Annotated in this window: 11 protein-coding genes; 9 read left to right on the top strand and 2 right to left on the bottom strand. The window is 61.8% G+C overall.

What is annotated here, in order from left to right; all coding sequences use genetic code 11:
• Window positions 1-16: 16 nt before the first annotated feature.
• Complete coding sequence (locus ACZ9EJ_RS15270; protein ID WP_052764628.1) at window positions 17-2,269, bottom strand: putative bifunctional diguanylate cyclase/phosphodiesterase; 2,253 nt, start codon at window positions 2,267-2,269, stop codon at window positions 17-19.
• Window positions 2,270-2,671: 402 nt separating this feature from the next.
• Between ACZ9EJ_RS15270 and ACZ9EJ_RS15265 the strand changes: the two genes are divergently transcribed.
• From ACZ9EJ_RS15265 to ACZ9EJ_RS15255, 3 genes are all read left to right on the top strand, one after another.
• The gene (locus tag ACZ9EJ_RS15265; RefSeq protein WP_046640944.1) at window positions 2,672-4,504 is read left to right on the top strand and encodes a TRAP transporter large permease; all 1,833 of its coding nucleotides are present in this window, start codon (window positions 2,672-2,674) and stop codon (window positions 4,502-4,504) included.
• Between the two features lie 30 nt (window positions 4,505-4,534).
• Complete coding sequence (locus ACZ9EJ_RS15260; protein WP_046628319.1) at window positions 4,535-5,533, top strand: TRAP transporter substrate-binding protein; 999 nt, start codon at window positions 4,535-4,537, stop codon at window positions 5,531-5,533.
• A gap of 313 nt (window positions 5,534-5,846) precedes the next feature.
• On the top strand, window positions 5,847-6,092 hold the full coding sequence (locus tag ACZ9EJ_RS15255; RefSeq protein WP_038539927.1) for a helix-turn-helix domain-containing protein: 246 nt from the start codon (window positions 5,847-5,849) through the stop codon (window positions 6,090-6,092).
• A gap of 80 nt (window positions 6,093-6,172) precedes the next feature.
• Here ACZ9EJ_RS15255 and ACZ9EJ_RS15250 read toward each other — a convergent pair whose 3' ends face one another.
• On the bottom strand, window positions 6,173-7,054 hold the full coding sequence (locus ACZ9EJ_RS15250; protein ID WP_046628322.1) for a LysR family transcriptional regulator: 882 nt from the start codon (window positions 7,052-7,054) through the stop codon (window positions 6,173-6,175).
• Between the two features lie 121 nt (window positions 7,055-7,175).
• Here ACZ9EJ_RS15250 and ACZ9EJ_RS15245 point away from each other — a divergent pair, with 121 nt between their 5' ends.
• The 6 genes from ACZ9EJ_RS15245 (at window position 7,176) to ACZ9EJ_RS15220 (ending at window position 13,226) form a co-directional block, all read left to right on the top strand.
• Entirely contained in the window at window positions 7,176-8,672 is a 1,497-nt protein-coding gene (locus ACZ9EJ_RS15245; protein WP_046628324.1) for a CoA-acylating methylmalonate-semialdehyde dehydrogenase, read from the top strand.
• Window positions 8,673-8,847: 175 nt separating this feature from the next.
• Window positions 8,848-9,942, top strand: coding sequence for a YjgN family protein (locus ACZ9EJ_RS15240; RefSeq protein ID WP_370649804.1), 1,095 nt, complete (start codon window positions 8,848-8,850; stop codon window positions 9,940-9,942).
• A complete protein-coding gene (locus ACZ9EJ_RS15235) occupies window positions 9,932-10,996 on the top strand; it encodes a M48 family metallopeptidase (RefSeq protein ID WP_046640945.1) in 1,065 nt (354 codons plus the stop codon). Before ACZ9EJ_RS15240 ends, ACZ9EJ_RS15235 begins: the two co-directional genes overlap by 11 nt.
• Before the next feature lie 73 nt (window positions 10,997-11,069).
• Window positions 11,070-11,201 (top strand): hypothetical protein, encoded by a 132-nt coding sequence (locus tag ACZ9EJ_RS15230; protein ID WP_255735973.1) that lies wholly within the window; start codon window positions 11,070-11,072, stop codon window positions 11,199-11,201.
• 339 nt (window positions 11,202-11,540) lie between these two features.
• Window positions 11,541-12,023, top strand: a complete 483-nt coding sequence (rirA, locus tag ACZ9EJ_RS15225) for an iron-responsive transcriptional regulator RirA (protein ID WP_046628328.1) — start codon at window positions 11,541-11,543, stop codon at window positions 12,021-12,023.
• A gap of 171 nt (window positions 12,024-12,194) precedes the next feature.
• Window positions 12,195-13,226, top strand: coding sequence for an AbrB family transcriptional regulator (locus tag ACZ9EJ_RS15220; protein ID WP_046640946.1), 1,032 nt, complete (start codon window positions 12,195-12,197; stop codon window positions 13,224-13,226).
• Window positions 13,227-13,228 lie beyond the last annotated feature (2 nt).

Here is a 13,228-nt window from a genome sequence, read left to right as displayed (position 1 = left end):
CGCGGACCATCGGGCGCTACACCATCTTGACCGGCGAGCCTTGCAACCTCGCCAGGAATTGCTCGAAGGGCTCCGGGCGAGCGTAAAGATAACCCTGCGCCAGGATGCATTTTCTCGACCGGAGCCATTCCGCCTGCTGCTCGGTCTCGACGCCCTCGGCGAGGATGCGCATGTTCATGCGCTCGCCAAGCTGAATGATCATCTCAACGATCATGTCACTCTGACTGGACTCTCCCAGGCCGGCGATGAACGAGGGGTCGATCTTGAGCGTGGCGGCCTCGAACGACCGGAGTTTAGCCAGCGAAGAATAGCCCGTGCCGAAATCGTCGATGGCGATCGCAAAACCCTCGCGCCTGAGAAGGGAGAGCATGTCGGTGGCGTGCTGATGCTCCTCCATCGCCACCGTCTCCGTAATTTCCAGTTCCAGCCGATCCGGCGACAGGCCATATCGGCGTGTGGTGGCGATCAGTTCGTCTATGAATTCCTTTCGCCCAAGCTGTATCGGCGAGACGTTGACGGCGATGGTAACGTTTGCGAAACCCGTTTCGCCCATGGAGCGGAGCGCGCTGCATGCCTGCTCCAGGATCTGCTGACCCAGGGGCACGATCAGCCCGTTCGCCTCCGCAAGCGGAATGAAATCTGCCGGAAATATGACCGAACCGTCCGGACGCGTCCAGCGCGCCAGGATTTCGGCGCCGACGATCCGATTGTCGGTCAGGTCGATCTGTGGCTGGAATACGACGCTGATTTCCCGGTTGAGCAGGGCCTTGTAAAGCTGCTGCGAAAGAGCGAACCGGCGGCGCGTCTCGTGCTCGACATTGGGGTCGTACTCGATGAGTTGCCCGCTCGTCCCTTTCAGTCCGGCCTTTTTCAGCAGCAGAAGTCCCGCCGCAATGACGCTTTGAGCCGACGTGAAATGATTGAGATCGAGGGAGGCCGCCTCTGCTCCGAAGAACAGGGCTTCGGGCGAGTGGGCGCCCGCTTCGAGACGGTTTACATATTCGATCCGCACGAGATATTCCGGTCCGAGCACGGCAAACACGTCTTCATGCAAACGCGCGATCATGCAGGGCGGTGGAAAGGCCGCCGCCAGTCGCTTCACGAAAGCGCGCAGCAGGTGATCGCCCTGTTCGACGCCGAGAGAGACGCAGCTTCTCGCATACTGGTTCAGTTCGATGAACAGGACCTTCCGTCTGCGGGGTGGGGGAAGCTCGATCACCGCTTGAATGCCGCGCTTCAGCGCGTTGCCGTTCGCGATTTCGAGCAGACCGTCTTCGTAGGCGATGCGGTCGAGCTGGCTGGTCAGTGCCACGTTGATCAGGCCGGTGCCGATATTGGTCGCGAAGACCCGCAGCAATTCCCGCTCCGTGTCGTCGATTCGCCTGTTTGTCGCGATGTAGGCGGCCGCAGGAGGTGCGACCGCCTGGCCCGGGAAAAACAGAACCTGCGCTGTCGCTGTTTCGATACTCGCCTGCTCGTCCAAAGAGCGCTGGATCAGGTCGCGGATGGATTCGTCATCGATGGTATCGAGGGTCTGGTTGAGGACCGAAGCGAACCGCCCGGCAGAGCCGATGATCTTCGGCGGCTGTTCGCGGTCACGCCCGCGGACGCAGACGATGCCATCTTCGCGGACACCGAGAAGCGCCGCCAGTTCGTGGATCATCCGGCGGGAGAAGTCCTCGAATCCCGATGACCTCGCCAAGCTATTGCTCGCCTCCACAATGCTCTGGAGGCCCCGGCGCGCGCGGTTCAGCACATCGATCTGCTCGAAGGTCCTGAGATTTGCAGTGAGAATGCTGTGAAGCCGCTCATTGGTCAGGTCGGTCTTCAGCCAATAATCGGCGATATCATAGGTCTCGAGCGACGATTGCATCGGCGCGATGCCCGGTTGCCCCGTGAGCAGCACGATACGCAGCTGCGAGTTGCCGAGAACTTCGCGGATCGTGCGAACCAGCCGGAGCCCCGCATCGTCCGTCTCCATCACGACATCGAGCAGCACGACCGCGATCGAAGGCGTTTCGAGCAGAAGCTTGGCCGCCTCGTTGGCAGAAGAGGCCATCAGTATCCGCGGCGCCACATTGCGGTAGGTGAAGCCCGAAAGCGAGAGCCTGAGGGAGTTCTGGAACATCTCGTCGTCATCGACGCTCATGATGGTGAAATCCATCATCTCCGCCTGGAATTGGTCGGGTGCCCCCCCCGTCCGGGCGGCGGGCTCCGGATGAAATTCGAAGAGATCCTGAGATTTCTTTTCTTGTTCGATATCGCCCACGGACACATCCCCCGATTGTCACGCAAGGGTTTCCCCTGCATTTCCGCGAATCCATTAATTCATTCAAAACCAAGCATGTCTCGCAAAAAGATGCAGCGAAAGCGAGATTTTGGCCTTGACGGAGGATCGAGGCCTGTTGCGGCCTGGGATTGGCCGCCGTAAAGGGCGGAACCTCTCAAGCCGCGCTTGGCCCGCGGCCGCGCGAAAGGCCGGGCACCGAAAACTTTTCTCCCTTCGGGCCTGCGGCTGCTTGAGGAAGCCCATCGCTTCGGCGAAAAGGTATCGCCGCGTTTCGATGTCTCACGCGAGATGTCGGCAGCGCGTCATTCACCTGGTAGACGCTCTCGGTCGTGATCTTTCCACGGTCGAGACCGCCTGCTTCTCCGGCAAAGGTAAGAACCCGTGGCAGCCAGCCCATCCGACTTTCCAGAGCAGACGGCAGTCCGGGGCGATAGCCTTGCGGCTCGGGTGCTGAAGGGCGTCGAGAGCGTGCTCGGCACCCTTGCAGCGCTCATCCTCGCCGTTCTGCTGACGGTCGTGCTGGTCAGCGTCTGCCTGCGCTATTTCTTCAATACCGGTTTCATCGGCGCCGAAGACCTCGGCATCTGGCTGCATGTGGCGCTGATCTCGATCGGCGCCCCGCTCAGCCTCAACAGTGCGCTGGCCATGCGGCTCGATGTTTTCGTACGTCTGCTTCCCGCCCGTCTGCTGCCGGCGGCTGCGGTTCTGGCGGACGTGTTCACCGTGCTGGCCGCCATGATCCTGCTCTTCGGCGGTTCGGAAATCATGTCCATGCTCGGCGGCGTTTCTCCGGCGCTCGGAGTTCCGGAATGGATCCGCTTCGGGTTCCTCGGCGCCGGGGGCGTGCTGATCCTCGTTGTGCTCCTTCTGCAAAGGCTTACCGAGGGCAGGGCGCCGCTGGTGCTGATATCGCTCGTCCTCGGAGCCGCTCTGTATTTCGGCGTTCCCGAAATCTTTATCGACAGCGAACTGCCGCCGAGCCTGTTCCTGGCGCTGGTGGCTGCGCTCGGCCTCGTCCTGGCCGCCCCGCTGGCGCATGCTTTCTTGGCGGCAGCCTATGTGGCGATCGCTTTCGGGAGCAGCCTGCCTGAGCCGGCGATCGTCTCGTCGACGGTGAGCGGCATGTCGAAATTCCTGCTGCTCGCCATTCCGTTCTTCCTGCTCGCCGGCGGGCTGCTGACCTCTTCCGGCGTCGCCAACCAGCTCGTCCGTTTCGCGGCATCCATGGTCGGCCACCGCCGGGCGGGGCTGGCGCAGACGACGCTGCTGACCAGCGTGTTGTTCTCGGGCGCGTCTGGTTCGTCGGTCGCCAACGCCGCGTTTGGGGCCTCCACCTTCCAGCCGGAACTGGTGAAGCACGGTTACCCGCCGGCACAGGCCGGCGCGATCATCGCCGCCACCTCGGTGCTCGACAACGTCATTCCGCCGTCGATCGCTTTCCTGATCCTGGCGACGGCCACCAATCTGTCGGTCGGTTCGCTGCTGGTCGGCGGTTTCTTCGCCGGCGGCCTGATGGCGATTTGTCTCGCCGTAGCCATCCATCTGTCGGTCCGCGAACAGGTGGCCTTGCCGCGCGCCTCGGCACGCGAGCGCTGGCAGGCGGCGATCTCCGCCATTCCCGCCTTCGGCCTCGGCATCATTGTCGTGGTCGGCATCCGCATCGGCATCGTCACCACGACCGAGGCGGCGGCACTGGCTGCGCTCTATACGATTATCCTCGCCGTCTGGGGCAAGGTCGGAGCGGGCTCGCTGCTTGCCTCGTTCCGACAGGCCGCCACCGAATCCGCTGCGATCGGCCTGTTGATCGGCACGGCCGGACCTTTCGCCTTCCTGCTCGCCGTCGACGACGTTTCCGGCCTTGTCTCGGAGTTCGTGACCATTCTCGGCGGCAGCGCGCTGGCGGTCCTCATCCTCTCCAACGTCATCCTTCTGGTCGTCGGACTGGTGCTCGACATCGGCGCGGCGATCCTGCTGTTCGGCCCGATCCTGCTGCCCGCCGCCGTCGCCGCCGGCATCGATCCGATCCATTTCGGCGTCATCATCGTCGTCAACCTGATGATCCACGGCCTGACCCCGCCGCTCGGCATGCTGATCTTCGTGGTCAGCGGCGTCACCCGCATTCCCGCGACCGCGCTGTTCAAGGCGGTCGTCCCCTATCTGCTTGCACTTCTGGTTTCCCTGGCGATCCTTTGCGCCTGGGCGATCATCTTCTGATTCTTCCATAATTTCCGGGGACCTTGAGACATGGACAACATCAACCGCCGAACCCTTCTGAAGATTGCCGCAGCAACCGGCGCGGCGCTCGCCGCTCCGGTTTTCGTGCGCAACGCGGCCGCGCGCACGACGACGATCACCACCGCCTCGCTGCTTGGCGATGACAAGCCGGAATCGAAGATCTGGGTGAAGATCGGCGAGCTGGTGGAAGCCAAGCTGCCGGGCCAGTTCAAGTTCAATGTCGTCAAGAACGGTGCGCTCGGCGGCGAGAAGGAAGTGGCCGAAGGCGCCCGCCTGGGCTCTGTTCAGGCGAGCCTTTCGACCGTTTCGTCGCTGTCCGGCTGGGTGCCGGAGCTGCAGGTCCTCGATCTGCCCTTCCTCTTCCGCGACGCGGCACATGTCCGCAAGACGGTCGGTGGCGATGTCGGCGCAGACTTGAAGCAGAAACTCGCCGCCCAGAATTTCGTTATCGGCGATTTCATCAACTATGGCGCCCGCCATCTTCTGACCAAGGAACCGGTCACCCGCCCTGAACAGCTCAAAGGCAAGAAGATCCGCACCATCCAGAGCCCGCTGCACACAAAGCTGTGGAGCGCCTTTGGCACCGCCCCGGTCGGCATTCCGATCACCGAGACCTATAATGCGCTGGCGACCGGCGTTGCCGATGCCATGGACCTCACCAAGTCCGCCTATGCCGGCTTCAAGCTCTATGAGGTCGTGCCCTGCATGACCGAGACCGGCCACATCTGGGCTTCGGGCGTCATCTATTATTCCGCAAGCTTCTGGAACCAGTTGAACCCCGAGCAGAAGGCGGTCTTCCAGGAGGCCTCGAAGGAGGGAGCCGCCTATTTCAACCAGCTCATCGTCGACGACGAGGCGGCCTCGGTTGCCGTGTCGCTCAAGAACGGCGGCAGGCTCTTGAAGCCGGAGGCCTTCGAGGAATGGCAGAAGGGCGCGCAGGGAGTGTGGCAGGATTTCGCCACAATCTTCGGTGGCATGGACAGGATCAAGGCAATCCAGTCAGCCTGATAGAGTTGCGAGAATATTAAGAAAATTTAATGTGGCACCGCGAAAGCGGTGCCATTTTCGTCTTTTCAGCTCAATTTTAGCCAGAATCGCCCTGATTCCAGCCCTCTTTGACGGGGCGCGTGGATCGACGCCGCCTTCTTTCGACCCGAAAGTAAACACATTCTTGTGCACTGCACTAATCGCCCTTGTCTCGGTCGTTAGCATGCCTATGTTTGCGGCAGCCGGTGCCTAATTTTTTAGACTCCTGCGTCTCGGGCGTTCGTCCCCCTTCACCTGACCGGTTTTCGGCAGGCCATTCTAGAAGGAGCATACAATGACAATTTCCATCAATAATTTCGCATCCGCCAACGGAGCGAAGCTTTCTCCGCAGCACATTGCCTCAGCCGTCGCCGAAACGCGCCGTTCTGTCGGCTACAGCATCGAAGAGCTTGCCATCACGACCGGCCTCGTCAACGACGAGATCGTTCGCATTGAAAACGGCACCGATGCCGACCCGGCCAAGCTGAAGCGCATCGCCGCGGCACTCAAGGTTCCGGTTACGACCTTCCTGCCTTCTTGATACAAGGGTTTCCGGCCGCTTCGGCGGCCGGACCCTGTTTTAGACCCTCTTCTTTTTCCTTTTGAAGGCAGTCCTATCCGTCACACAAAGATGTGGCTTTCCCCGTCGACCAGTTCCTTCAGGAACTCCACCACCGTCCGCAGCCGCATCAGGTCGCGCGTCGTTTCATGATAGGTGGTCCAGTAGGATCGACGGATGATGGTCTCGGGCAGCACACGCACCAGTTCCGGATATTGCCGCGCCACATAGTCGTGCAGGATGCCGATACCGGCACCGGACCGCACCGCCTCGGTTTGGCCGATGGCGCTTGAAATCTCAAAACTCGCATCCCAGTCCCGCATCACCTCGCCGGTGAAATTCAGTGACGGCGAAAAGATCAGGTCCTCCACGTAGCCGATGCGCGGATGGCTTTTCAGTGCCTCGATTGTTCGCGGCGTTCCGGCCTGATCGAGATAGGTCTGCGAGGCATAGAGGCCGAGCGTATAGTCGGTCAGTTTCGACGAGACGAGCCGGCCCTGTTCCGGGCGTTCGATGGTGATGGCGATATCCGCCTCCCGCTGGGAGAGCGAGAAGGATCGCGGCACCGGCACCAGTTGCAGCTTGAGTTCCGGATGGCGGCGCGTCAGCCGCCCGAGCCGCGAGGCAAGAAAGGAAACGCCGAAACCGTCAGGCGCACCGATCCTGACCGTGCCGGCAATCGCCGCGTCGATCCGCCCGGTGCTCGCCTGCGCCGCCAGCATCTCCGTTTCCATCCGCTCGGCCGCCCGGAAGAACACCTCGCCTTCGGCAGTCAGTTCGCAGCCATTGGTTCGGCGGATGAGGAGGCGCGTGCGCAGATCCTCTTCCAGCGCCGTCACCCGCCGCCCGAGCGTCGCATGGTTGACGCCGAGCCGCCTTGAGGCCGAAAGGATCTGGCCGGTGCGGGCAACGGCCAGGAACATGCGCACATCGTCCCAGTTCATTTCAGGCTCCAATGTCGAAATTTGCACAACGGATGCGTAAACTACGGCGTTGCCTTGTGCAAATCTGAGAGTATCCTCGGCCATCCAAAAAGATCGCCACAAAAGGCAGGAGGAGTTACCCATGCGTGAGATCGGGCATTTCATCGGCGGCAAGCATGTCGCCGGCACCAGCGGCCGGGCGGCTGACGTCTTCAATCCGGCGACCGGCGAAGTCCAGGCGAAGGTTTCGCTTGCCAGCGTTTCGGAAATCCGCGCTGCCGTCGAAAACGCCAAGCAGGCCCAGCCGAAATGGGCTGCCACCAACCCGCAGCGCCGCGCCCGCGTGTTCATGAAGTTCGTCGACCTGCTCAACCAGAACATGGACGAACTCGCCGAAATGCTGTCGAAGGAACATGGCAAGACGGTCGAGGATTCCAAGGGTGACGTCATCCGCGGCCTGGAAGTCTGCGAATTCGTGATCGGCATTCCGCACCTGTCGAAGGGCGAGTTTACCGAAGGCGCCGGTCCGCAGATCGACATGTATTCGATGCGCCAGCCGGTCGGCATCGGCGCCGGCATCACCCCGTTCAACTTCCCCGGCATGATCCCGATGTGGATGTTTGCGCCGGCGATCGCCTGCGGCAACGCCTTCATCCTGAAGCCGTCCGAGCGCGACCCGTCCCTGCCGATGCGCCTCGCCGAACTGATGATCGAGGCTGGCCTGCCTGCCGGCATCCTCAACGTCGTCAATGGCGACAAGGCGGCCGTCGATGCGATCCTCACCGATCCGGATATCGGCGCCATCTCCTTCGTCGGCTCGACCCCGATCGCGCGTTACGTCTATGGAACGGCGGCAATGAACGGCAAGCGGGCGCAATGCTTCGGCGGTGCCAAGAACCACATGATCATCATGCCGGATGCCGACCTCGATCAGGCCGTCAACGCGCTGATGGGCGCCGGATACGGCTCGGCCGGCGAACGCTGCATGGCGGTTTCGGTTGCCGTTCCGGTCGGCGAGGAAACCGCCAACCGCCTCGTCGAAAAGCTGATCCCGAAGATCGAGTCCCTGCGTATCGGTCCCTATACGGACGACAAGGCCGACATGGGCCCGGTCGTCACCAAGGAAGCCCATGCCCGTATCAACGGCCTGATCGACCGCGGTGTCGAGGAAGGCGCCAAGCTCATGGTCGACGGCCGCGGCTTCAAGCTGCAGGGTTACGAGAACGGCTATTTCGTCGGCGGCACGCTGTTCGACCACGTCACACCCGAGATGGATATCTACAAGCAGGAAATCTTCGGCCCGGTCCTCTCGGTCGTTCGCGCCCATAACTATGAGGAAGCGCTGTCGCTGCCGATGAAGCACGAATACGGCAACGGCGTTGCAATCTTCACCCGCGACGGCGATGCCGCCCGTGACTTCGCCAGCCGCATCAATATCGGCATGATCGGCATCAACGTGCCTATCCCGGTTCCGCTCGCCTATCACTCGTTCGGCGGCTGGAAGGCTTCGAGCTTCGGCGATCTCAACCAGCACGGCACGGATTCGATCAAGTTCTGGACCAAGACCAAGACGATCACCGCCCGCTGGCCGTCCGGCATCAAGGACGGTGCCGAATTCGTCATGCCGACGATGAAGTAAATCCGCAATCAGCACAGAGCATCCGGCGGGCCTCTTCGGAGGCCCGTTTTGTTTTCGGCGACCGAAAACCTGATTACGTGTCGCGCGAACAATTGAAATGACATATCCAGGCCTTACAATCATGTGGGGAATCGGGCAGGCAGCCGTCTCGGCGGCGGCAAGGGGATATGACATCATGGCAATGGCAGAGACGGCGCCTCGGGCGGCGGAAGCACAGTCTTTTGAACGGGCATCCTTCACCGGCAGCGCCAGCGAATATTTCGGCATCTGGATCGTCAACGTTCTGCTGACGATCGTCACCCTCGGCATCTATTCGGCCTGGGCGAAGGTGCGGCGCATGCGATATTTCTACGGCAACACGGTCATTCTCGATCGCGCCTTCGAGTATCACGCGACTGGAAAGCAGATCTTCATCGGCCGGCTGATCGTCATCGCGTTCCTGATAGTGCTCAACATCGGCACGGCGATCTTTCCGCCGATCGGCATCGTAACCCCGATCGTGATCCTGATCGCCCTTCCGTGGCTCACCAAGCGCAGCCTGCGCTTCAACGCCCGGGTGACGAGCTATCGCAACGTGCGTTTCGATTTCGTCGGCACGGCAGGCGGCGCCTTCGTCGCTATCATGCTCGGCAGCTTGGTAGCCTTCATTTCCTTCGGCATCCTGGCGCCGCTTGCGAGCCGCTGGACCTGGCGATACCTCTTCAACAACCTGCGTTATGGCGACCGGCCGTTTTCCAGCGACCCGCAGCTCGGCCGGCTTTATGGCGTCTGGGTCCTGCCGGCATTGATCGTATTCCTGGGCAGCATCGTCTTCGGTGTCATTGCCTTCGTCGTGATCATCGGTGCTGCGGCCGTCATGCGCGAGAGCGCCGAACTGACGAGCGCGCAGGTGACCATGCTGAGCATCGCCGGGCTCTATGCCGGGATCTTCATCTATTTCATCCTCTACGGTATCGCTGGTCTCTTCTATCGGGCGGGTGTGCGCAATGTCGCCTGGTCGGCGGCGGAGCTTGACGGTCGCCATCAGCTGTTCAGCGACATTTCCCGGCTGCGTTATGCCTGGATCGCAATCAGCAATGTGATAGTCACCATGCTGACGCTCGGACTGATGCGCCCCTGGGCAGCAGTCCGGATGGCGCGGTATGTAAACGAACACACGGGCATCCGCATCAACGGCGACCCCGGGGAAATCCTCTCCTCGATCGAGGCGAGCGGTGCTGCGATCAGCGCCGAATACATGGATATGGAAGGGTTCGACTTTGGCTTCTGACGGAGCGGTCATCGCGAAAGGCGAATGGCATCCGGCCAATTCCAGCCGCGCAATCGTGGCCGTCCTGCGCGAGGACGGCACTCTCCTCGTCGCAGCGGAAGAGGGGCGGGTCCTCGCATCGGCCGTGCCGGAGCGGACCGAGATCAGCCCGCGGGTCGGCTCGATCCCGCGGCGGGTGAGCTTTCCGGACGGATCCGTGTTCGAGACTCGTGACAACGATGGGATCGACACCTATCTCCATGGCAAGCGCGGTGCCGGCAGCGGCCTGATCCACCGGCTGGAGCAATTCCATCCGCGGCTGATCCTCATGACGCTCGCCGTCATCCTGCTGGCCACCACCATCTACCGCTTTGCGGTCCCCGTTCTGGTGGAGGTCGCGGTTATGGTCACGCCACCCTTCGTGCCGGAACTGATCGGCTCCGGCACGCTCGCCTCGTTGGATCGAACCATCCTGAAACCCACCGAATTGCCGGAAGGCGAGCGGCAGGCGATCTCCGAGGGTTTTTCGAAACTCGCCGGACATTCGAAGGGCGGGCAGAAGGCCTATCAGCTCTACTTCCGGGATGGCGGCGTAATTGGCCCGAATGCCTTCGCGCTGCCGGACGGCAGCCTGATCCTTACCGACGATCTGGTGAAGCTCTCCAATGGCGACAGGGAAATGATCCTTGGCGTGCTCGGTCACGAGATCGCCCACGTCGAGGGCGAGCACAGCCTGCGGCAACTCTACCGCGCCGCGGGCGTCGCCGCGCTGGTCATGCTGATTGCGGGCGATGTCGGCTCGGGCGTCGAGGACATTCTCACCCAGGGCGGCGCACTGGTGGCGCTGTCCTATTCCCGGGCCGCGGAAGCGGAGGCGGACCGCCGGTCTGTCGAGCTGATGCGGGCTGCCGGTTACGATCCGGCCGCCTTGGCCCGCTTCTTCGCGGTCCTCGAAGACAAGCTTGGGGATCATGACGAAGCAAGCATTTTATCGAGCCATCCCGGCACGCCGCAGCGCCAGCAGGACATCCGCAACTACGCCGCCGAGCTCGAAGGTCGGCTTCAGGCAAGGTAGCCGTGATCGATAGCCACCATTGACGTATCCGCAGACTATTCTAATTTAGCTTGCGGAGTAGGAGTGGGGATAAATGTCCATGGTGTACGAGTGGGATGTGAAGCGTGCCCGCCGCGCGTATCTGGCGAAGATCGGCCTTAGCCTGCTGGCTGCAATGGTAATGGTTGCTGTCCCTGCCTGGGTGGCGATCGCGATGACCAGTTGATGCGGCCCTGAGCTTTTTCGGCGAACCGCCGCGGATCCGGAATGGCGATCTGAGGCTGCGGGAAATCGACGCATAATTCGGCGGTCCGTCGTTTCGGCTGGCTGCAAAATCCGGGTCTTCCCCGGGGCGAACCCGCCCGGGTTTTTGCCTATGCCCCTGATCAAGCTTGAAACTCGGTCTTCCATTCGTTTGTGTGGACGAACAATTCGCGGCTTGAATTCCGCGCCGATGCAGGCAAGCTGGCGTAGCGCGAAACTTGATGACAATTTTCTTATTTTGGAATTGTTCAAAACTAGCGGAGCCTCTATATAGGGTGGGTACCAGTCTCGGGAGACCAGCATGCGCTTGACCAAACAGACGAATTACGCAGTACGGATGCTGATGTATTGTGCCGCCAACGAAGGCCACCTCAGCCGCATTCCCGAGATTGCAAGAGCATACGGCGTTTCCGAACTCTTCCTCTTCAAGATCCTCCAGCCGCTCAACAAGGCCGGTCTGGTAGAGACCGTGCGTGGCCGCAACGGTGGCGTAAGGCTTGGCCGCGCTGCCGACCGCATCACGCTTTTCGATGTCATCAAGGTGACTGAAGACAGCTTCGCCATGGCGGAGTGCTTCGAAGAGGGCGTCGCGGAATGCCCGCTGGTTGACAGCTGCGGCCTGAACGCCGCGCTTCGCAAGGCGCTCAACGCGTTCTTCGACGTGCTCGCCGAATACACGATCGACGACCTCGTCAAGGCACGTCCTCAGATCAATTTCCTGCTGGGCATCGATATGCTGCATCTGCCGAAGGCCCTCCCGAAGGTCATCGCCCCGGCCGCCTGATCCTGCCCGTTCATGCTTGTTGAAGGCGCCGCCGTGGAGGCCGGCGCCTTTTTTGCTGTCCTCCTATGCGGCATAAGAGGTTGACCTCCCGCCCATTTGCAATAGAAGGGGACCAGGCGTTTTTCTGGCTTTTGTCAGTTTTCCATCCTGTGGCGCCTTCAGGATTAAGCCATGCCCCTTTCGGAATTGCGCACCTTCGCGCTGACTGCGCTGATCGGCACTGCCGGTGCGCTGATCGCAATTCTCATTGCTTTTCCAGCTCCTTACCTCATCGGTCCGGCAATCGCGATCACCATTGCGGGGCTTGCCGGATTGAACCTGGCGGTGCCGGCGCAGGTCCGCAACGCATGTTTCATTATTGTCGGCGTGTCCATGGGGGCGACTGTGACGCCGGAGGTGATCGTGGCGGCGCGCACCTGGCCGCTGAGTTTCGTCATGGTGCTCGTGGCGGTCGTGATCCTGCTTTATGTGAGTTCCTGGGTGCTGCAGCGGTTCTTTCATTATGACCGGATCACCGCGCTGCTCGCCTCATCTCCCGGCCACCTGAGCTATGTGCTCAGCCTCGCTGCCGAAACCCGCTGCGACCTGCGCGCCGTCAGTGTCGGCCAGAGCGTGCGCGTACTGGCACTGACCATTACCGTCCCACTGATCGTCGAAATCTTCGATCTCGTCAGCACAGACCCCGTGCAGGTGCCGCTGGCGATGAACACGCCCGTTCTGGTCGCCATGCTCGTGGTCTCGGCGCTGTTCGGCCTGCTGTTCATGCGCTGGAATTTTCCGGCAGCGCTGCTGCTTGGCGGCGTCGTGGTGTCGATCGCCACGCACGTGACCGGGTTCATCAGCGGCGGCGTTCCGAACTGGCTTCTGGTTCCGACCTATGTGATCCTCGGCTCGGTCATCGGCACGCGCTTCTGTGGCGTATCGATCAGCGAATTGCGCACCGCCTTCGTGGCCGGCGGCGTGGTGACGGTGGTCGTCATCGTGCTTGCGGCAGCGATTGCCGGCGGCGTTTCCTATCTGACCGGGGGGCCGCTCGATGCGGCGCTGATCGCCTTTGCGCCGGGTGGGCTGGAAACAATGTCGGCGATGGCCGTCATGCTGCATGCCGACCCCGCCTATGTCGGCGCCCACCACGTGTTGCGGCTGATGTTCCTGTCGGTGCTGATGCCAATCGTGCTCGGCAAGGACGCCCGGCAGCGCTGAGC

Source organism: Neorhizobium sp. USDA 3394 (genome assembly GCF_056280385.1).
This window is presented reverse-complemented; position numbering and strand designations above follow the sequence as displayed.